The 19,697-nt window shown below is 57.9% G+C and carries 17 protein-coding genes; 9 read left to right on the forward strand and 8 right to left on the reverse strand.

Going from position 1 to position 19,697, the window contains the following annotated elements; genetic code table 11:
• Positions 1 to 87 precede the first annotated feature (87 nt).
• Positions 88 to 417, forward strand: a complete 330-nt coding sequence (locus BMX61_RS24390) for a hypothetical protein (protein WP_139198972.1) — start codon at positions 88 to 90, stop codon at positions 415 to 417.
• A gap of 244 nt (positions 418 to 661) precedes the next feature.
• On the opposite strand, the gene metH is transcribed toward BMX61_RS24390, so the two are convergent.
• The 4 genes from metH to BMX61_RS20405 form a co-directional block, all read right to left on the reverse strand.
• Complete coding sequence (metH, locus tag BMX61_RS20390) at positions 662 to 4,444, reverse strand: methionine synthase (protein WP_075628161.1); 3,783 nt, start codon at positions 4,442 to 4,444, stop codon at positions 662 to 664.
• 155 nt (positions 4,445 to 4,599) lie between these two features.
• Complete coding sequence (locus tag BMX61_RS20395) at positions 4,600 to 5,760, reverse strand: AGE family epimerase/isomerase (RefSeq protein ID WP_075628174.1); 1,161 nt, start codon at positions 5,758 to 5,760, stop codon at positions 4,600 to 4,602.
• A gap of 28 nt (positions 5,761 to 5,788) precedes the next feature.
• A complete protein-coding gene (locus tag BMX61_RS20400; RefSeq protein WP_075628160.1) occupies positions 5,789 to 6,283 on the reverse strand; it encodes a heme-degrading domain-containing protein in 495 nt (164 codons plus the stop codon).
• Between the two features lie 143 nt (positions 6,284 to 6,426).
• Positions 6,427 to 7,326: an ROK family protein gene (locus tag BMX61_RS20405; protein WP_075628173.1), complete on the reverse strand. Its 900-nt coding sequence runs from the start codon at positions 7,324 to 7,326 to the stop codon at positions 6,427 to 6,429.
• Between the two features lie 864 nt (positions 7,327 to 8,190).
• Between BMX61_RS20405 and BMX61_RS20410 the strand changes: the two genes are divergently transcribed.
• Together BMX61_RS20410 and BMX61_RS20415 are read left to right on the forward strand one after the other, a co-directional pair.
• Entirely contained in the window at positions 8,191 to 9,198 is a 1,008-nt protein-coding gene (locus BMX61_RS20410; protein WP_075628159.1) for a thymidylate synthase, read from the forward strand.
• Complete coding sequence (locus BMX61_RS20415) at positions 9,176 to 10,108, forward strand: alpha-glutamyl/putrescinyl thymine pyrophosphorylase clade 3 protein (protein ID WP_075628158.1); 933 nt, start codon at positions 9,176 to 9,178, stop codon at positions 10,106 to 10,108. Before BMX61_RS20410 ends, BMX61_RS20415 begins: the two co-directional genes overlap by 23 nt.
• On the opposite strand, the gene BMX61_RS20420 is transcribed toward BMX61_RS20415, so the two are convergent.
• Complete coding sequence (locus BMX61_RS20420) at positions 10,098 to 11,222, reverse strand: ImmA/IrrE family metallo-endopeptidase (protein ID WP_075628157.1); 1,125 nt, start codon at positions 11,220 to 11,222, stop codon at positions 10,098 to 10,100. The two genes, BMX61_RS20415 and BMX61_RS20420, sit on opposite strands and share 11 nt — an antisense overlap.
• A gap of 89 nt (positions 11,223 to 11,311) precedes the next feature.
• Here BMX61_RS20420 and BMX61_RS20425 point away from each other — a divergent pair, with 89 nt between their 5' ends.
• From BMX61_RS20425 to BMX61_RS20450, 5 genes are all read left to right on the forward strand, one after another.
• A complete protein-coding gene (locus BMX61_RS20425; RefSeq protein WP_075628156.1) occupies positions 11,312 to 11,614 on the forward strand; it encodes a hypothetical protein in 303 nt (100 codons plus the stop codon).
• A gap of 1,277 nt (positions 11,615 to 12,891) precedes the next feature.
• Entirely contained in the window at positions 12,892 to 13,956 is a 1,065-nt protein-coding gene (locus BMX61_RS20435; RefSeq protein ID WP_075628154.1) for a nucleotidyltransferase-like protein, read from the forward strand.
• Entirely contained in the window at positions 13,956 to 14,564 is a 609-nt protein-coding gene (locus BMX61_RS20440) for a Cap15 family cyclic dinucleotide receptor domain-containing protein (protein ID WP_075628153.1), read from the forward strand. Before BMX61_RS20435 ends, BMX61_RS20440 begins: the two co-directional genes overlap by 1 nt.
• 111 nt (positions 14,565 to 14,675) lie before the next feature.
• Complete coding sequence (locus BMX61_RS20445; RefSeq protein ID WP_075628152.1) at positions 14,676 to 14,912, forward strand: AAA family ATPase; 237 nt, start codon at positions 14,676 to 14,678, stop codon at positions 14,910 to 14,912.
• A gap of 510 nt (positions 14,913 to 15,422) precedes the next feature.
• Complete coding sequence (locus BMX61_RS20450) at positions 15,423 to 16,061, forward strand: hypothetical protein (RefSeq protein WP_075628151.1); 639 nt, start codon at positions 15,423 to 15,425, stop codon at positions 16,059 to 16,061.
• A gap of 98 nt (positions 16,062 to 16,159) precedes the next feature.
• Here the strand turns inward: BMX61_RS20450 and BMX61_RS20455 are convergent, their stop codons facing one another.
• The 3 genes from BMX61_RS20455 to drt2 all read right to left on the reverse strand — a co-directional run bounded on the left by BMX61_RS20455 (position 16,160) and on the right by drt2 (position 19,439).
• Complete coding sequence (locus BMX61_RS20455; protein WP_075628150.1) at positions 16,160 to 17,092, reverse strand: hypothetical protein; 933 nt, start codon at positions 17,090 to 17,092, stop codon at positions 16,160 to 16,162.
• A gap of 154 nt (positions 17,093 to 17,246) precedes the next feature.
• Positions 17,247 to 18,050 (reverse strand): competence protein CoiA, encoded by an 804-nt coding sequence (locus BMX61_RS20460; RefSeq protein ID WP_075628149.1) that lies wholly within the window; start codon positions 18,048 to 18,050, stop codon positions 17,247 to 17,249.
• A gap of 27 nt (positions 18,051 to 18,077) precedes the next feature.
• On the reverse strand, positions 18,078 to 19,439 hold the full coding sequence (gene drt2 / locus BMX61_RS20465) for an antiviral reverse transcriptase Drt2 (RefSeq protein ID WP_083639477.1): 1,362 nt from the start codon (positions 19,437 to 19,439) through the stop codon (positions 18,078 to 18,080).
• 66 nt (positions 19,440 to 19,505) lie between these two features.
• On the opposite strand from drt2, the gene BMX61_RS25360 reads away from it, so the two are divergent.
• Positions 19,506 to 19,640 carry a hypothetical protein gene (locus tag BMX61_RS25360; protein WP_267890859.1) on the forward strand — a complete coding sequence of 45 codons (135 nt, stop codon included), beginning with the start codon at positions 19,506 to 19,508 and terminating at the stop codon, positions 19,638 to 19,640.
• Positions 19,641 to 19,697 lie beyond the last annotated feature (57 nt).

Genomic DNA, 19,697 nt, shown 5'->3' on the forward strand with positions numbered 1-19,697 from the left:
AAGCTCCAGACAGCACATCCATGCCAGCCAGAGCCCAAGCTCTCATACTCAAAACGTGACCGTCCATAAGTCTCTTCCAAAGGCCTGATGATCCTAAAACCACCAGACCGGCGAAACTCCGCCGACCACGTTTCTCTTTCTTCCATCTTCAATTGTCAAAAAACAGAGAGCAAAGCAGCCCTCAAACCCACACAAAACCAACCCAAAACGACACCAAATCAACCCCACCAGCCACAAGGGCCAACAAGGCAGAAACGCCGCCATCCGGCAGATCCTGTCGGAAAACATTCAGCCAAAACCGGCCAAACAACAAAAACAAAGAAAACCAGCGCCAGAAGCGCCGCAACCCCTCGTTCGATGAGCGCCTTATATTGTGATCCGAGCCCGATCGTCAATGGCTTCAAAACAGAAAAATGACAGGAATTCGCAAGTTGTTGATTTAAAATAAGAATTTTCGCCTTCGAAAGAGGCAGTCTGCCCGCTTTCGCGCCATGTCGACAGTGCAAGAGTAAGGTCGATGGCTGCCGGAGCTATCAAAATACCGCTGAAGCACCGAGATCTGGTCGCTTCGTAGGACGATCAGGTGCAGATTGCACCGGCTGAACCGGCGGCGAAGACCGCCGCCGGTGGCTTGGCAGGCCTTTCGGCCGTGTCAAACCGATCAAGCCGCCTCTGACCGGCTCGACGGGGTATAGTTCAGGATCGGCGATAGCCAGCGCTCCACCGCTTCGATGCTCATGCCCTTGCGTCGGGCGTAGTCGCTGACCTGGTCATGCTCGATTTTCGCCACACCAAAATAATAGGCTTCGGGATGGGCGATATAGAGGCCCGATACCGAGGAGCCGGGCCACATGGCATAGCTCTCCGTCAGTTCGAGACCGATCGCAGCCTGTGCGTCGAGCAGCTTGAACAGCGTGACCTTTTCCGTGTGATCGGGCTGGGCCGGATAGCCCGGCGCCGGACGAATGCCGGCATAGGGCTCACGGATCAGATCCTCGGGCGAGAGATCCTCATCAGGCGCGTAGGCCCAGAGTTCGCGACGAACCACTTCATGCAGCCGCTCGGCGAAAGCCTCGGCAAAACGGTCGGCCAATGCCTTGACCATGATCGCGGCATAATCGTCATTCGCGCGCTCGAAGCGCTCGGCAATGGCGATCTCCTCGAAGCCCGCCGTAACGGCGAAACCACCGATATAATCAGCCGGGCCGCCTTCAAGCGGTGCCACAAAGTCCGACAGCGCGACGTTTGGCCTTCCATCGCGCTTGACCATCTGCTGGCGCAGCGTGAAGAAGGTTTCGAGCGTTTCCGTGCGATCGTCGCCGGTGAAGAGACGGATGTCGTCACCGATCGCATTGGCCGGCCAGAAGCCGACAACGGCGCGCGGCACGAACCATTTTTCCGCAACGATCTTGTCGAGCATGGCCTGGGCATCGGCATAAAGCTGGCGTGCGGCCTCGCCCTGGCGCTCATCCTCCAGGAGAGCGGGATAGCTGCCCTTCAGCTCCCAGGTCTGGAAGAACGGCGTCCAGTCGATGTAGCGGCGCAATTCCGCCAGATCCCAGCCATCGAACACCCGCGTCCCGAGAAAGCTCGGCTTGACCGGACGATAGGCCGACCAGTCGCTGCGGTGGTGGTTGGCGCGGGCCTTGGCGATCGGCAGGCGCTGCTTGTCGACCTCGCTCTTGCGGTGCTTCTCGGCCACGCGGCTATATTCCGCCTTGGTCTCGGCAATGAAGCCATCACGGGCCTCGGGCGAGAGCAGGCTGGACACGACGCCGACGGCGCGGCTGGCATCGGGCACATAGACCGTGGCACCGCGGTGATAGTTCGGGTCGATCTTGACGGCGGTGTGCACGCGGCTGGTCGTCGCCCCGCCGATCAGCAGCGGCACGTCGAAGCCCTCGCGCTCCATCTCGGCGGCGAGAAAGGCCATTTCGTCCAGCGACGGCGTGATCAGGCCGGACAGGCCAATGACATCGACCTTCTCGGCGCGCGCGGTTTCGAGGATCTTGGTGGCCGGCACCATGACGCCGAGATCGATGATCTCGTAATTGTTGCAGGCGAGCACGACGCCGACGATGTTCTTGCCGATGTCATGGACGTCGCCTTTGACGGTGGCGAGCAGGATGCGGCCGGCACTGCTGCGCTCCTGAGCCTCAATGCCCTCGGCACGCATGGCGGCTTTTTCCGCCTCCATATAGGGCAGAAGCACGGAGACGGCCTGCTTCATCACGCGCGCGGACTTGACCACCTGTGGCAGGAACATCTTGCCGGCACCGAAGAGATCGCCGACGACATTCATCCCAGCCATCAGCGGCCCTTCGATCACATGCAGCGGCCGCTGGCTATTCTGGCGGGCTTCTTCGGTATCCTCGACAATGAAATCGGTGATGCCATTGACGAGCGCATGTTCCAGCCGCTTTTCGACCGGCCATTCGCGCCAGGCGAGATCGCGCCCCTTCGCTTCCTTGGCGCCAGTGCCCTTGAAGCGCTCGGCAATTTCCAAAAGGCGCTCGGTGGAGTCCGAACGGCGGTTGAGTACCACATCCTCGCAGGCCTCACGCAGATCCAGCTCGATCGACTCGTAGACGGCGAGCTGGCCGGCATTGACGATGCCCATATCCATGCCGGCCTGAATGGCATGGTAGAGGAACACGGCATGCATGGCCTCGCGCACCGGCTCATTGCCGCGGAAGGAGAAGGAGAGATTGGAAACACCGCCCGAAATATGCGCATGCGGCAGCGTCGCGCGGATCGCCCGCGTCGCCTCGATGAAATCGACGCCGTAATTGTCATGCTCCTCGATGCCGGTGGCAACGGCGAAGATGTTCGGATCGAAGACGATATCCTCGGGCGGGAAGCCGGCCTTCTCGGTCAGCAGGCGATAGGCGCGGGTGGAGATCTCCACCTTGCGCGCCTGGGTGTCGGCCTGCCCTTGCTCGTCAAAGGCCATGACGACGACGGCCGCGCCATAGGCCCGGCAAAGCCGCGCCTGGGCGAGGAAATTCGCTTCCCCCTCTTTGAGCGAGATGGAATTGACCAAGGGCTTACCCTGGACGCATTTCAGCCCGGCCTCGATCACCTCCCATTTGGAGCTGTCGATCATCACAGGCACGCGGGCAATATCCGGCTCGGCCGCAGCGAGGTTGAGGAAGGAGACCATGGCCGCCTTCGAATCGATCAGGCCCTCGTCCATGTTGATGTCGATGATCTGGGCGCCGTTTTCCACCTGGTCACGCGCGACAGCGAGCGCGGCGGTAAAATCGCCCGAGGTGATGAGCTTGCGGAAGCGGGCGGAGCCGGTGACATTGGTGCGTTCGCCGACATTGACGAAAGGGATTTCCGCGGTGAGCGTGAACGGCTCCAGGCCGGACAGGCGCATGCGCGGCGCGATCTCGGGCACGGCGCGGGGCGTGCGCCCGGCAATTACTTCCGCCACGGCCTTGATATGGGCCGGTGTCGAGCCGCAGCAGCCGCCGACGATATTGACGAGGCCCTCTTCGGCAAAGCGGGCGACCTGTGCCGCCATTTGCTCGGGTCCCTGATCATAATCGCCGAATGCATTGGGCAGGCCGGCATTGGGATAGGCGCAGATCAGCGTATCGGCGATCGGCGACAGCTCGGCCAGATGCGGACGCATGGCATCGGCGCCCAGCGCACAGTTGAGACCAATGGAGATCGGCCGCGCATGGCGCATCGAATACCAAAAGGCCGTCGGCGTCTGGCCTGAAAGCGTACGGCCGGACTGGTCGGTGATCGTGCCGGAGATCATCACAGGCAGCTCGAAGCCGACCTCGTCGAAGACGATCGTCGCCGCGAAATAGGCAGCCTTGGCGTTGAGCGTGTCAAAGATCGTCTCGATCAGCAGGAGATCGGCGCCGCCATCGATGAGGCCACGGATCTGCTCGGCATAAGCCGTTGTCAGATCGTCAAACGTCACGGCGCGGAAACCCGGATCATTGACATCGGGCGACATGGAGGCAGTACGGTTGGTCGGGCCGATGGCGCCGGCAACGAAGCGCCGGCGGCCATCCGCCTCTTCAGCGCGAATCGCGGCGCGGCGGGCAAGCCGTGCGCCATCGCGGTTCAGCGCATAGACTTCCGCTTCCATGCCGTAATCGGCCTGGGCGATGGAGGTGGACGAGAAGGTGTTGGTTTCCAGAATATCCGCACCCGCCATGGCGTAGGCATAGTGGATATCCTCGATCATCTGCGGCTGGGTCAGCGTCAGGAGATCGTTGTTGCCCTTGAGATGGCAGGCGCAATCGACGAAACGCTCGCCGCGAAAATGCGTCTCCTCCAGCTTCAGCTGCTGGATTTCCGTCCCCATGGCGCCATCCATGATCAGGATACGCGCGCGGGCAGCCTCCAGAAGGGTTTCGCGAACGTCGCTGCGGCGATCACGCGGCGTGGCGTCCTCGAACAGGGCATCGATAGCGGACATGGCGTTGCTCCTTCTGGGGCGCGCACCCTCGACCGAAGCCGATGCGCCCGGCCCTTCACTATGGGTTGCCGTTCCGGCGCATGCAAGCTTGCGCCGGAACAGACCTTCCATCAGGAGCGATCACATAAAGATATGTTTATGTCAACATGCCGCACTCAAGCCAAGCGATCGAGGCAATCTTCAACTTCGTAGATCGCGCAGAGAATATGGTAAAAGGTGCTGGCCGGTGCCGGCTCCTCGACAAAGGTGCCGTCCGGCCGCTGCTTGTCGCGCCAAAGACCCTCTACCTCTGTTTCCAGGAATGGACGGAAAGCTGCAAGCGCCCTATCCGCGGAGACGAGATAGGCCTCGCGCTCGGCGCCATCGGTCAAGGCGGCAAAGCGGATGGCCGATTTCAGCCATTCCGTCTGCGGCCAGAGCCGGGCGACCGGATCATGCACCGAGAAATCGTCGAGCAGCTGCATGACGGCCACCTTGCGGGTGGGGCAAATGCCATGTTCCTCGCCGATTGCAAACAGGCGCCTGGCTTTGGCAAGCGCCCCCGCATGGCCACGGCGCTCGCCCCAGCGGGTGAGGAGCCAGGCCCATTCGAACTGATGGCCCGGTTCGACGATGCGGCCCTTTTCGCCAGCCATCGGCTGCCAGTCATGATCGAAGAATTCGCGCAGCGCGCCGCTTTCTGAATCGATGAAGCGATCCATGGCGAGTTGGGCGATCTCATCGGCCAGGTTTGCCCAGGCTGTCCGGTCGAAACCCTCAACCTCCTCGCTGGCGAGCGACGCCTCGAACAGGTGCATATGAGGATTGGAGCAGAGCGGCAGGCGCGGTGGCTGATCCTCCTCGAAGCCGGCGATCGGATGGCGGACGCGCTTTTCCAGGGCAGTGCGCAGGGCATTGCTGCGCTCGGCCATTTCCCCGAGCCGCTCGGGAAAGACCTGAGCGAGATAGGCGAAGGCCAGGAAGGCGAAGGCTTGGTTGTAGATATCGAAACTATCGTCCAGCACCTTTCCATCGGCGCTGGCAAGGGCTGCATAGAACCCATCCGGGCGGGCATAGACGCGGTCGAAATAGGCGAGCCCTTCCGAGGCGAGGCGCGCCCAATCGCCCGACCAGCCACGCCGGCCGGCTTCGGCAAAGCAATAAACCTGGCGCGGCTGCACGCGGGCGCGGCGATGCGCCTCGGTCGGCTCGCCATCCAGCGCGATGGTTTCGACAAAGCCGCCCCTGATGGCGTCATAGCCTTTCTCGGCCCAGAGCGGCAAAGCGCGCTCGGTCAGCCAATGGCGAAGGTCCTGGGATTGACGGCGAAGGTCCATGATCGACTCGCAGAAAAAAGAGGGAAATTTAGCCGGATAAAGCAAGAGACGTGGGATCGAGACCGAGCTCATCGGCAAGCGCCGCGACAACCAGAGCATGATCCTCGCGCTGCGGCAGGCCGGAAACGGTGACGGCGCCAACGCAGCCGGCACCCTCGACATGGATCGGGAAGCTGCCGCCATGGGCGGCAAAATCGGCGTCCGGCAGACCAAAAGTCTCCGCCAGGGTGCTGCCCTTCAACTTCAGAGACAGGCCGACCCCATAGCTGGAGCGGAAGAAGCGAAAGACGCAGGCGCGCTTGCGGCGCACCCAATGCGGATTATCCGGTGTCGCACCCGAAAGCGCGGTGAAAAACAGCGGCATCGAGATCAGGCTGATATCGATCACGACAGGCGCTTGGCGCGCACTGGCCATCTGGCGCAGGCGCATGCCGAGGGCCAGAGCGCGTTCCGCATCGAAAGACGGGAAGACCAAGCGCGCCTCCTGCTCGGCGATGACGGACAGATCCTTCTCAATGCTCATGCTTTCCTCCAACTCCCTTGCGATGCGCGCCAGACAAGCTTGCCCACGCATGCCAGGCAAGCCCTTTTGTCTCGCGGGATGCAAATGGCCATGGGAAAGACCGGATTGCGGCTTGTCATTCCCGGCCTTACCCTCGCATCAGATCAGTCGCCATCCTGCCAGAGCCAGGCAGCGCCGCGCACGCCGGAACTGTCGCCATGCAGCGCCTTGCGGATCGGCGTCTCGAAACTGTCGCCGAAGAGATAGGGAAGGATGCGGCCCGGAAGATCCTCGTAGATCTCGTCGACATTGGACATACCGCCGCCGAGCACGAAAACATCGGGATCGACGATATTGGTGAGCAGCGCCAGAGATCGCGCCAGCCGATCGACAAAACGATCATAGACCGCAACGGCAACGGCGTCGCCCGCGCGCTTGGCCTCGATGATCTCGCGACCCTTGATGCGCGCGCCGGTCACCTCGGCATAGTCGAGCTCAAGCCCCGTGCCGCAGGCATACATGTCGAGGCAGCCCTTCTTGCCGCACCAGCAGGTCAGACCCGGATATTCGGCCGGGGTCATCCAGGGCAGGGAATAATGGCCGATCTCGGCCGCGATCCCTTGAAAGCCGGCATGAACACGCTTGTCGATAGCAATGCCCCCGCCATGGCCCGTGCCGACGATGACGCCGAAGACGACGCGCGCATCGGCGCCCGCACCATCGACGGCCTCGGATATCGCGAGACAATTGGCATCATTGGCAAGCCGGACCGGCCGGCCGAGCGCGGCCTCCAGATCGCGGCCAAGCGGCTTGCCATTGATGATCACCGCGTTGGAATTGCGCACAAGGCCGGTTCGCGGATTGGGGCTGCCGGGAATACCGAGACCCACGGTGCAGGTCTCGCCTGCATCGGCCTCGGCCAGCGCGACCAGATCACGCACGGTCTCGATGCAAGCGTCATAGGTCTTGGGCGTATCCCGGCGATGGCGCGCGCGCACCGTGCCGGCCCTATCGAGCGCGACGACCTCCATCTTGGTTCCGCCCCAGTCGATCCCGATCCGCATCGCCATGCCTCATCTCCCTCTTAGGCGCACGCCGCAACCCTTGCCTTGCCTTCGCATCAGGCCCAGGCGCACGCGTCATGCGCCAAGTCCGGATGTCTGGACATCGTCTCAATCCGGCGCCTGCTTAGCATTCTCTCCTGCGGGAAAGAAAGAGGTACGGGCATGCGAATAAAAACGTTTTTATAAGAAGAGGCCGCAAAGTCGCAGCGTGAGGAAAGGGCTTGGCAATCCGGACTGGCTTTTGTAAGGATTTTGGTCTGTGGTCCCGTAGCTCAGCAGGATAGAGCAGTTTTTAGGGCATACCGCTTTTACCGGTTTCGCAACGTATTGAAATCGCTATTTTAATGCCGGTACAGAGACCGGTACAGGACTTCATCGTCCGTCAGCAATTTTCCACAATCCGCAGGGCTTATCAGGGCACTTCTCCATCCTGTCCATAACTTCCAAAACTTGTTATTCCGACGACGGAAACGGTTTTCTGGCCAGGCCTAAGTGCCGGCCGCGTGTGACAGGATCGCTCTCAAGGTTGGATCGGGCTCGACCGTCACCACGGCCATAGCAGGCGGCGTGGCTAAAGATTGGGGACGCAATTGGTCGAAGGGAGCCTTAGAATTATCGTCAGCGTCCTCTCTACCTTGATGCGACGGAACCCGATGCCGGTACGCTCATACAACCTGTATGGCTGAGCTCGCAATGCATCGTCGAAATTGAAGTCTTCGTTTGCAGTTTCGGAGACGGGAGCAAACGTTGTGTGCACTGAGAAGATTTCAGGGTTCCTTAAAGTTGTCGGATTGGCCGTTGGACAAACCACATTTCATTTGTAAACTGGCGCTATCAAAACCAGAGATGGAGCCGATTCGCTAAATGCACGTCGTCGCCAATTCCCTCGACGATCTTCTCCGAAAAGTATATCGCCGGCTCGTTCGGAAAAACGATGTTATCGCGCCTACCAAAGGAAATAACCTCGAAGAGTTTGGCAATCTGCTGACTCTGAAGAATCCCAGGGCCCGGTTGAGCAGAACGGAAACCAAGGGAACTGTCTTCAGCTGCCTCGGCGAGTTCGTTTGGTATATGTCCGGATCGAATTCGCTCGCCTTTATCGAACATTACTTCAAGGACTACAAAAAGTATTCGGATGACGGCGTCACCATATACGGCGCGTACGGACCAAGGCTGTTTGACAAAGGCGGCGTAAATCAGCTCGACTACATCGTGACGAAGTTGAAGGAGAACTCGGCGTCCAGGAAGGCCGTCATCCAGCTTTTCGATGCCTGTGATGTTGTCGAAGATCACGAGGACGTTCCATGCACCTGCACACTCCAGTTCGTCGTGCGGCAAAACAGGCTCTATCTCCACGTGAACATGCGTTCAAACGACGCCTTTAAGGGTCTTCCGCACGACGTCTTCTCGTTTACGATGCTCCAAGAGTTTCTCGCGGTAACCCTGGGCTTGGGTCTCGGGCAGTATCATCATTCCGTGGGCAGCCTGCATCTCTACACTGACGATATCGAAAAGGCAGAACTCTTCCTAAAGGAAGGGCTGCAGGATGATGTTCCCATGCCCCCGATGCCGATCGGCGATCCCACGACCGGCATCACGGCCTTGAAGCAAGCGGAAAAGACGATCCGCGACACTCGGCAACTGCCCGTCCTCGCACCCGAGCTACCGCCCTATTGGCAGGACCTCATACGACTGCTGGCGATATATTCGGCCAGTACGGCCCGAGATATTGTTGCCATCAAGAACGGAATGTCGTCGAGAACTTACGAAAACTTTATCCGCAAGCGCCAATCACTGCGCGGACGGCAAACCGACCTGCCGCTTTTCGACAGGGTCATGGAGGAAACGGGTGCCGGGGCTTCATCGCGATAAAATCGATCAGATTCGGGATACGCTTGCCAATTTCAGCGCAAACGTATTTCCGCTTGCAGGCGTGGCCGGCGACGCTGAGCGCCAGGCTTGCGCCGAACAGCTCGTTTCGAGCATGAGACGCGTCGACTATGTCAAGGACCTCGCCACGAAGGCTCTCCACCCCAACAGGGCCGATCCGGCATCCGAGATTTTCGATCCGCTTATGGCGGCCGCACTGGCGACACGACAGGGAAACTACGACGAGGCCTGGTGGCTGTCTTTTCTCGCGACCCATTTCGGGAAGCACATCAACGACGGGTGGCGACTAACCAAGGATTTCTACGGCGCGTTCGGCACGCGTGCTGCGTGGTCCTGGGCTACCATTTCCAATAACGTGGCCGACCTCCACAGTTGGCTCGATCAGCAGTGGCCCGATCTCCTCAACGACGGCGTGTCGCGCCGTTTCAGCAATCATCGGAAGTATGAAAGCAAGTCGCCGGCGCAGATGAAGGCCGTCCTCGGCTCCTACATAGACTTCATTTCGACGTTCGGGAGCCACCAAGCTCTGGTGCAGGACATCCACAGGGCGGTAGGGCAGCATCCGCATGCAGGATTTGACGAACTCTATAAAAGGATGCGTGCGGTCAAGCGTTTTGGCCGGTTGGGCACCTTCGACTTCCTGACCATGCTTGGAAAGTTGGGCATTGCGCCGATCGAGCCGGGAAGTGCTTACCTCGCCGACGCCACGGGACCCCTGAGGGGGACAAAGCTGTTTGTCCACGGCGATCCTGAAGCCGATGCCGATCCGACTGAACTCGAGGAGATTCTCGACCAGTTGGATGCCCAACTGCAGGTAGGAAAACAGGTCCTGGAGGACGCTCTGTGCAACTGGCAGAAAACGCCGGACAGGTTCGTCTTGTTCAGGGGCTGACTGTAGACGCGGGCACGACATTCGGGTCGTGCGACAACTCGTTCCAATCATACCTCCGCTTGAGGAAGTTAAGCCGGTTTTCCGCCATCAGCTTACGATGTTGCATCTGTCCCACCACGATCCCAGGCGAAGTGCCGGCTTTGTAGGCAAACCTAATTACGTCGCGCTGGAAGGGCTTCACCTGTAGGAGCTCGTCGGCGAACTCTTCCGGAATGAGAAATCTCTCGGAAAACGCGTTCGCTTGGGCCTCTTCAGTTTCCATCATTCCGGAACTGTTCTCCAGGAAGAGGTGGTTCTCTCCATGCAAGACAAGATGACCCGCCTCGTGGAAGAAGGTGAACCAGAAATGATCGTCGGAAAGATACCGGAAGCTCAACTGGATCACGGCTCTCTCGTCGGACAGGATGCGTGCGGCCCCGCTGGCACGGCATCCCTGGGGCGCTCTCGCGACAACTACCGCGACGCCGGCTTCCGCACAAATGTTCCGCAGCCGAGGAAGAAAGTGGCTGGGAGAGCTTTGCCTCATCAGTGGCCTGATGTCCCAAAGCGCGTCTTCCAACGCATCCGAATTCCAGCGATCGCAAGCCATCTCTGCCGCGGCGCGTTCTCCCTGTCGAAGCCAAGCCAAGGTCGAGAGAGTGTTCTCTGTAAACGAGGAGCTTTTGCGGAACGCGACCGAGTTCATCACTCCATGGTATTTCGCTGTCCAATCGGAGAAATCACGGAGACCAAAGAACGATAGTGCTTCGCCGAGGGTATCAAGGCGGGAAGTATGTTTGCGCATCCACCCTGCCGCGACCATATCCTTGAGCGGCAGCTCCTTGAGCCAGACAAACGGATCGTCGAAATCCGCCGCCGAGCTTTTTGCGCCCGACTTCCGGAAGTCGCTTTCCCGCTTCAGCCAAAACGAGACGGAAGCACCGAGGTTTTCCGAGAGTGCTTCAGCAAGGGCCTGATCGATATACCGGTCGCCGCGACGCAAAGCTGCGGCAAAACCCGCGTGCTCACCGACCATATCCTCGAACTCGGCTTCGTCGATGCCACGGAGACGTAACACGTCTGCGATGGTCTCCCACGGCGACGAGGCCCAATCCGGATTTGGTTCACCAATCATTCGGTAGCCATCCTGAAAATTCGCGAAACCTTCACCCGCGCCACCTTATCCCAATCTATCTTGCCGGAGCCTTTTGTTGGATTCTGGACATGGTTGGCGACCATCACCAATTCAAACCCACCGCCAAGCTCTACATGGATTGCCTCACACTCACCATCCTCGACGAACCGAGTGCCGACGAGCAAGTCACTGGCGGTTTCGGCAGCTCGGATGTCAGCCAATCGCTTTTTCAGCTGCTGCGCGATTTCAGGGCCGTGCACCGCAAGCGCTCGACCTCGCGTTGTGCACACCGCACGCAACTGCTCATCTTCGAACGAGAGTTCCAATTCGCCTGCCGTGAGCCAGATGGCTCTATCGCTGTCATTCTTTTCTATGTAACGCCCTGCGGTTGAATTCGCCAGAGAAATGGAAACGCACCCACAGAAACCTCGCCAGCCCCGAGGTATCGTACCGAAGCATCGGGAAGTGCGCTGCCACGCCCGCTCTTGAGAGTGCACCACTACCTAGCATAAATCGGAAAAGAGGCTGAGCTCGATACCCTGCTCGAAATCTGGGATGCTTCAGTTGCGAAATCGGATTTCGATGAAATGGCGGCAAACTTCCCATCGTTCCTCTTCACACTTCTCGTCCTGACTGGCGAGGCCCCGAAGGCTTTCCAGATAGAGGACGATGCTGGCGTTAGTTACGTCTTGGCGCTTCTCCGCCGTGCGATCGCGGGAACGAATCAGCAATCCTTTTGTGCCACTGACAGTGCATTTCTTGAGGACGCGAGTGGCGACCGTGGTGGACTATCCGAAGAGCCTTGACGCTTCAATGACCCTTCCGCATACTCTGTCATACGAATATGGTCTGAGTGGCATAGTGAAACCGTTGACCATGATGAACTCACGGGAAGCGATGATCCTCCTCTCTGATTTCATCTTTGAAGTTGATGGTTTTGTTTCAAACCTCATTGCAGCCCGTCACGCTTGGTGTCGTTGGACGGGGCGTAAGTATTGTACACCGGCGGTTTTCTGATTGCGCCTTCCGATGTAGCGTTATTGTTGTGAGGCAAGCCAACGCGCGTGAAACATCTTACTGTTGATATTCGCCATCGCATCGGTTACGAACTCGCGTGAATAACAGTTTGTCCACGTAGCTCAGCAGGATAGAGCACAGGATTCCTGGTTGTAAATTGGGGGCTACACAACGAAAGTGTGTAGTCGATCTGCTCAAAGTCGGGGAACGCTTCGCTGAACTCTCAGCATGCCAATCCCGAGCCAAGCTTCGGAGAAATCCGTTGAAGGTGTAGAGACTGGATGGGCAGCACCTAAAGGCTTCGGCTCATGGTGAAGGGACAGTCCAGACCACGAACGCCCACGGGCGGCGGCTAAAGCCGAAGTGGTATGAATCCTGGGGTCGGAGGTTCGAATCCTCTCGTGGACACCATTTTTTCGCCGGTGGATTGGTGGCCTCGTGCCGCTTGGGTTCGCTCAATAGGTTGGTCCCTACGGGCGCTGTTTTGTCCCTAACGCTTTAATAGGCTTGTCCCTGAAGTCAAAACAGTAATTTTTACGATTTTCTCGAAATCCCAGCCTTCGAAATAACGGCTGAGCGAAGACCTCGCCTCTATTGCTTACACGCCCTGCGGTTACTACATTTTTCTTCAAATTGTAGTGGAGACTCAGGCATGAATGATTTCGAGGAGCAGAATGCCGGGTTCTCCGGTTTGGCAGGACTGTTCAACCAGAAGCCGACGCTGCCGGACCCGTTCGGACTCAGCTCGCTATTTGATTCGTTAAAGCAAGACTCCGTCAGGACCCGCAGTTCGTGGAATGACCGCTTCTCCCACTGGGAGACCGCCGAGAGCACCACTGAGACGAAAGCGATTGAACGGGCGCGTGACATGGTCCACAGCGCCCTTCGCGAAAACAAGTGGCTCGCAAACGAGGGCGTGGTGTTCGGCCCGCAGGGCAGTTTCACCAACCGCACTAACGTCAGGAACGAGGCTGATATCGACCTGCGAGTGCAGCATCCGTCGCTTCGGATCGAATGCGACCCCAATGTCAACTTCCAAGCGGCTTACCAGGCTGGCACCTACTTCGACACAGGAAGGTCTTTCGCCAATATCGCCCAATATATGCGTACCGAGATATCGCGCGATCTCAAAGCCTACTTCGGCAAGGGCGCTGTGGACGACACCGGGAAGAAAGCGATCCGTGTGAACGGCGTCGACGGCAGCCGCGGCGAAGTGGATGTAGTTCCTTGTTTCACCCTCCACCATATTCGCGCCGGTGCTGGCTTTGTACCGTTCAACACCGCTCAGGGCGTCGCCATCCTCTCTACAGACGGCAGCTGGACAATGAACTACCCAGAGCAGCACATCGCGAACGGTCGGCTAAAACGCGCGACAACAGGTCACCAGTTCAAGCGAATGGTCAGGATCGTAAAGCGGCTACAGACAGACATGGAAGAGTACGGCGTTCTCGAGGAGCGTGTACCGTCGTTTCTGATTGAATGCCTTGTCTATCTCGTCGAGGACCATCACTTCGTCTACAACGAAGATCGCTATGACCGCGTGAAACGTGTCCTTGGCCGTGTGTCCGAAATCCTTTCGCAGGGAGGCTTCCTGTCCCCCTACCTGCTTCTCGAAATTAACGGCATTAAGCCACTTTTCGGTAGCAGCCAGGCTTGGACACTGGACAAGGCACAGCGGTTCGTGAACTCGGCGCTTCGCCATCTTGGCAGTCGCTGATGTGGTCCCTTTTCCAGCGCAAGACCCAGTTATTGATCATTGTAACGGCCTCCATCCTCGCGGCATGGGGACTTGAGGCCGTTTGGTTCTGGTACTTTGGAGAACAAACAACACCACTAAAGTGGATTTCGTTCGTTATATCCATCGTTGGCGTCGTGATGGTGGCCGTGGCCGAACTGCTCTGGTTCAGGCTCGCACGGATTATGCCCCTCATGCAGACAAAAATGTTTCCCGATCTCAACGGCGAGTGGGTCGGGCATCTGAAATCCACCTGGATCAATCCAGAGACGGGGACGACTTTGCCGCCTATTCCGACCAGCCTGAAAATAAGCCAGACCTTCTTTACGACCAGTGTAACACTGAAGACGGGAGAATCGTTTTCGAAATCGACGCGCGTGTTCCTCGAACCGGACTATGAAAACCGTCGCTACCGTGTCTGGTACAGCTACAACAACGACCCGCAAGCCCAGTTCTGGCATCGGAGTTCCCAACACGAGGGTGTCGCGTATCTCGACTTGGACTGGGATGCGGATCGAAACAGACTTACGGGTACATACTACACCGCACGCAAGACCTCGGGCGATATCGACGTTCGACGGTCTCAGTAGCTCGCGCCTTGCCCCACAGAATTCGTGAGTGCGAATCTTCATCGATGAATTGGGCTCGTTCGAGGACGGCGAGTCAGAGGAGACAACGATCATCGCGACTATCGCCGTCAGGTGATCAACGGCCTCCTGGAGTGCCTTGACCCGTCCAAATGGCGTAAGGGCGTGGTGGTGGTCGGAGCGACCAACAATCCCGACGTGATCGACCGCGCGCTCTTGAGATCGGGGCGGCTCGAAACGCTGGTCGAAATTCTCCTCCTCGACGGCAAAGCCAGGGTCGCAATATCCTCACCATCACCTTCGTCTAGTCCCTCTAAGACAAACCTACCGAACCGCCCTAGTCACTTGTAAGCCCGTTTGGCTCGTCGCTGATGGGTTCAATCACGTCCTCGAGGTCTGCCTTTTTGTGTCGCCCACATTTGAGAAGCGAAAAAATCTTCTCTGCCGCGCCTCGCTTTCTCCATCAGCTATATCGCTCTCGTAAGCATATGGGGCTCTGGTTTCGATCGACCATCACACGCCGGTCCTTAGGACCATTTCGATGCTTTGGCTCCAGGCGGCTTTGAACGCCGGATCAGAAGCGAAAAGCTTATACAGCTCAAGTTCTTCCTTTCGGCGTTTAAGCATCACGTCTTGCATCATCTTCTCGAGCGCGAGTCCGCGATTGTATGTTCGAGGACTCATTGGACGAGGTGAAGCTCGGCTTCATGAACGCGCGAAACAAACTGGTACTTCCATCCACGAATCGATGACGCAGGCCCATTTCCAGCCGGCTGCCACATATTTTTGTGCGGCCAACGAAGTAATTGCGGATTATACAACTATAAGGTACATGTTCACACCTACTGGGAGGGCAGACAGATGGCCGAACTATGCGACGCGGTTCCCCGCGGCCGTTTCATTCCTATGTTTGACGACGTTCGGGAAGAGATCGTCGCGACCGATATCGATGCGCTGGAGGCGCATCGCCCCAATGATGTGGTGGGCGTTTCTCTCTACGTCTGGGATGAGATGGTGCATCGGGGAGTGACGAAAGAGCCTTTCAAAATCTCTCCCATCATCAATGGCGGCATGGTCGGCATCTATGATTTCGTTCGAAAGGAACTCGGGCGGGAACCTGTAACGGATGTGTATTCGACGAGGTTCTTCAACGAGATCGATCCAACCATGTCCTTTGTGGACGTGACACTGCTCCAATGCTTTCCCGACGACATCCATATTGCCGACGTCGAGTTCGCCGACAATCGGCGTCCGATTGACGATACCCCGCCGGTCAAGGGAGCTCGGAATTACCATGGGCTCAACATTTTCGACGATTTCCTCGAACGGCTGAAGGGTGTGGCTAGGGACCGTGGTGCAGGTAGGCTATCGCTGATGGTTGGTGGCCCGGGCCTGTACGAAGTGTTTGCCCGCCACGGCTTCAAGGTCGGGGATTCCGCAATGGCGCAGATGGCGTTCCAGACCACGAGAGTAGGGTTCTCGATGTATCAGGACATCTGAGGCTAATTGTGCGCACGCGCTATGAGCGCCTTACGCGTGGCGGAGGCCGGAACCGCTAACAAGCGACGATTAAACAAGTGCAGCCGAGGAATAGCTCCTCAAAGCTCGGTCTGCATCTTGTCGTTTGCTGCCTCAATCTCAGCGTGTAGCGAATCTGAAATCGGATGATTTGGGGCCACCTCAACCACAGTAGCTACCTTAACCGGCATTACAACCGGATTTCCTGTCAAGGGGTTGCGGGCGACTGTCGGGAATACGCCGAGACAGAGGACCGCGCCGACCGCTTTCTTTCCAGCAAATATTCGATCAATTTCTGCTTGTCCGTTGTCGATAACAACTTGGGAAACCATCTGAGTGAACAATTCGACCGCCTTTGCAGCGGGAATACGCCAGTCGACGTAGTAACTGTTCTCCGGCCATAGATCGGCTTTCGCGATACGTGGCGTCAGTTGAAATGCAACGATTCCTTCGCTGGCTTCAGATCGTTCAATTTGGTCGATCCCCTTTTTCAGGTGATCTAAAAGGCTCTGAGTATGGGGCGATCTAATTGTCTTGAACGCGTAGGCCCGGTTGGTTGCCGGACCTAGAGCGATTACATCGGGATTGGTTCCAAGCGAGTGCTTGGGATGGTCGAGATTGATGCGCAACCCGTTGCCCATCAAGAGGCAAGCCCAGTACAGTTCGATAAGCTTATTATAGACGTCGGCACTTCCGTACGGCGGCTCTTTGGTAAGATGAACCGCGCCAGAAGCCAACATCTTCAGGTGCGGGACGAGTAAATCGAAGTCTGGATGGTTTCCAACTGCAACGACCTTGGCGGCCAGATCATGGACCGCCACTCCAGCAGTGTACTCGTCGCGCAAGTCATCGGGGTTTCCGGTGAAACCTTCACGGATACGCTTCAAAATTAGCCACAACGGAAGCATATCATCGCCCGACACGCCGTTTGCGGGAATGCTTATTCCCTTAGCTGCAATGAGGGCCTCGAACCGATCGACGGTCTGCATCGCGTCACTCAACTGTAGAAGCATTCCCGAACTCCCTGTTGTGTCGAAGCACATCGATTATTTTGAGACGAGTGGTCAAGTGGCATACTTGAGATATTGGGTAGCCATAGGATGCCACCGGCGGCAGGTCGCATCCGCCCGCTGATTTTTCACAACTAAGACCCAATCGTGTTTTCGGTCAGACGACGGTGAGAGATGCAATCATGCCTTGGGGTAGTGAGAATGCCGGCGAAGACCACGCCGTGCGCCACTTCGCGCCGATGGTGAGTTGGTGAACGCCGTGCGGGCCGTGTAGTGTCAAGGTTCTCCAGCGCTTTGACTTTCGAGTGTATCCCCCGACCGAACGCTCAACCCCTCCCGTTTCATACCACGTGGCCGAGGCGACATCGATCGTGTGGTCGCCGAACTCGCCTCGCCAGAGGCTGCCGTCCGACGGATCGACGTACCACAGTTCGTTGTAGCCGAGCGCCTTCGCCCACTTTTCCCAAGGCTTGATCGAATATTTCGAGATAACAATGCCGCCGGGTGTCGGCTTGGAATTCTCCTTCATCTCTGGCGAAAGGATGCCGACCCATAGAACCGGGACCTGCGCTGCGATGTAGGCCTTTGTTCTCGCCTCGATGGCGGGATACAGAATAGGCGTGTGCTGGATTTCGAACGCCCACCGGCTCTGTCCATCAGGCGAGGTGACGAACACGTCGGCGCGGCGATCTCCTTGAATGGACAGCACGTTCACTTCGTAGTTGGCGACATAGCCCAGTCTGCGAAATGCGTCACGCAGCGCGACCTTGGCCTCGAGGTGCGCTGCCGTCTCCCCCTTTGCCCAATAGCAGTCGGCTGGAGGCTTGTGCGCGAAGTGCGCGACCTTGATCTGGCCTTTACGAAGGGTAACGGCGTGACCGCATTCCGGGCAGTGATACGAAAAGCCTTTGGCGGAGGTCGCGGCATCCACGCTCGAGCCGTTCCAGTTTGCTGTCAGCATTCAGCTAGTCCTTCGCTCAGGCTGCGATCAAAGGTCCTTCAACCGCAGGAGTTCTCGCTCGACTTCCTTTTCGAACCGCCGCAACTGGCGCAAAATCATGTCTCCATTGTCAAAGAGCTTTGCGCTTCGTCGAGCGTATGACGAGAAATTGCGGGCTGCGACCGAAGTGAACCGCTTTCGCAGTTTCTTGGTGTAAACCTTGCTGGCCTTGCCTTGAGCAATCGCCTTCGCAGCAACATCGCGGGTGCGACGGAATCCCTTGCGCATCTTGCGCCATTGCCGCGACAGCGAGCTCGGGCGGATCGCCGCACCTTCCCCGTGGAAGGTGAAGCCGAGATACTGGGCGGCCTTCCGCGATGCGAGCGCAGCGTTTGCAGGGTCGAACTCGGACACTTCTGTCTTGCCCCTGCTGATCTCCAGCGCGTCGGCCGCGAGAAGGTCTTCGATTTTGACCTCTACGTCTCGAGCATGTTCAAGCGTGCACACGACGAGGATATCATCAGAGTAACGCCGATAGAGCGCGCCGATAGAGCGGCAGTAAGCGCTCATCGCGATATCGAAATCCAGCATGTACAAATTGGAAAACGCGGCGCTGATCGGTGTTCCCTGCGGTATTCCGAATGCGTTGGGGTTTTCGTGTATCGGGATGCCGGCTTCCTTCACCTCCGCGATGGTGGCGATCGGGTCCCGCGTCCTTCGTTGAAGGCTTTGTAAGAAGGTAGGCTGCGCGCGGAGGTCATCCAGGCGGACGAAGCGGAATTTCGTCATGAATCGAAAGACCTTGAACCAGCTTTCTGGGAGGTTTTTGACACCGAGCAATCGTCGGAGCCGGGTCTTGAGCAGTCGGTGATCGAGTGTATCGAAGAATTTCGTTACATCGTAGGCTAATATGGCTACGGGTGCATTGGAGCGGGCGTAGCGATACACGTCGGATGCGAAATGATAATTGCCCTTACCAAGCGACCGGTATGCGATGACGTTTTCATCGATCTCGTGCGAGGCATAGGCCGCCTCCAACCGATGGTTCAACAACCAAGCATAATATGAGAGGACGCAGGCGTCGCGATGTGACGCGAACATGATCGCGCGGTCCTTTAGCCTGGTCTTGTGATCCTTCGGCTTGTAGCGCTTTTCGGATTTAACGTAGTGGATGAGGGGTGAGAACGAATGAGCCTCGACGAAGTCCGGCTGCAGTACTTTTCTCGCGAACGACTGGCCGACCTGGCGATCGAAATGCCTATATCCTCGAGGAGCAAACCAGCCAAAATGGATCAAGCGTTGCGGCTCCGCAGAGTTCGGGGAGTTGATCCTGACCCTGGACCCCAGCTCGTAGAGCTGGACACTTCCCGAACGCACGCCGCCATCTGTCTGCACCTCAATCGATTGCATCGAATGCGATCCCGACACGGGTCTTTTAACGCGAGGCGGTATTGTGTAACCACGGAGGTCCGAGCCATGCTCGATATCTCGTTCATCATTCCATACCTGGTGGCGAAGATCATCGATCTCGTCCTGCCGGGAAGCAACTTCGAACTTGACAGTCTCAACGGTCCGACCCGTCGGCCAATTCCAGGGGCAAATACAACGTAGGTGTGCAGACCCGATTCTGCAATCTCGACTCGCCGCAAATACACAAATTACTTCAAT

It is taken from the genome of Xaviernesmea oryzae (assembly GCF_900109605.1).
Taxonomy (GTDB): domain Bacteria; phylum Pseudomonadota; class Alphaproteobacteria; order Rhizobiales; family Rhizobiaceae; genus Xaviernesmea; species Xaviernesmea oryzae.

Bases quoted from the DNA above. Each gene is read 5' to 3' on its own strand.
- BMX61_RS20440 (WP_075628153.1), top strand. From the start codon at position 13,956: ATGTGGTCCCTTTTCCAGCGCAAGACCCAGTTATTGATCATTGTAACG.
- BMX61_RS24390 (WP_139198972.1), top strand. From the start codon at position 88: ATGATCCTAAAACCACCAGACCGGCGAAACTCCGCCGACCACGTTTCT.
- BMX61_RS20405 (WP_075628173.1), bottom strand. From the start codon at position 7,326: ATGCGGATCGGGATCGACTGGGGCGGAACCAAGATGGAGGTCGTCGCG.
- BMX61_RS20400 (WP_075628160.1), bottom strand. From the start codon at position 6,283: ATGAGCATTGAGAAGGATCTGTCCGTCATCGCCGAGCAGGAGGCGCGC.
- BMX61_RS20450 (WP_075628151.1), top strand. From the start codon at position 15,423: ATGGCCGAACTATGCGACGCGGTTCCCCGCGGCCGTTTCATTCCTATG.
- BMX61_RS20460 (WP_075628149.1), bottom strand. From the start codon at position 18,050: ATGCTGACAGCAAACTGGAACGGCTCGAGCGTGGATGCCGCGACCTCC.
- BMX61_RS20420 (WP_075628157.1), bottom strand. From the start codon at position 11,222: ATGATTGGTGAACCAAATCCGGATTGGGCCTCGTCGCCGTGGGAGACC.
- BMX61_RS20395 (WP_075628174.1), bottom strand. From the start codon at position 5,760: ATGGACCTTCGCCGTCAATCCCAGGACCTTCGCCATTGGCTGACCGAG.
- BMX61_RS20435 (WP_075628154.1), top strand. From the start codon at position 12,892: ATGAATGATTTCGAGGAGCAGAATGCCGGGTTCTCCGGTTTGGCAGGA.
- metH (WP_075628161.1), bottom strand. From the start codon at position 4,444: ATGTCCGCTATCGATGCCCTGTTCGAGGACGCCACGCCGCGTGATCGC.
- drt2 (WP_083639477.1), bottom strand. From the start codon at position 19,439: ATGCAATCGATTGAGGTGCAGACAGATGGCGGCGTGCGTTCGGGAAGT.
- BMX61_RS20410 (WP_075628159.1), top strand. From the start codon at position 8,191: ATGCACGTCGTCGCCAATTCCCTCGACGATCTTCTCCGAAAAGTATAT.
- BMX61_RS20425 (WP_075628156.1), top strand. From the start codon at position 11,312: ATGGTTGGCGACCATCACCAATTCAAACCCACCGCCAAGCTCTACATG.
- BMX61_RS20455 (WP_075628150.1), bottom strand. From the start codon at position 17,092: ATGCTTCTACAGTTGAGTGACGCGATGCAGACCGTCGATCGGTTCGAG.
- BMX61_RS25360 (WP_267890859.1), top strand. From the start codon at position 19,506: ATGCTCGATATCTCGTTCATCATTCCATACCTGGTGGCGAAGATCATC.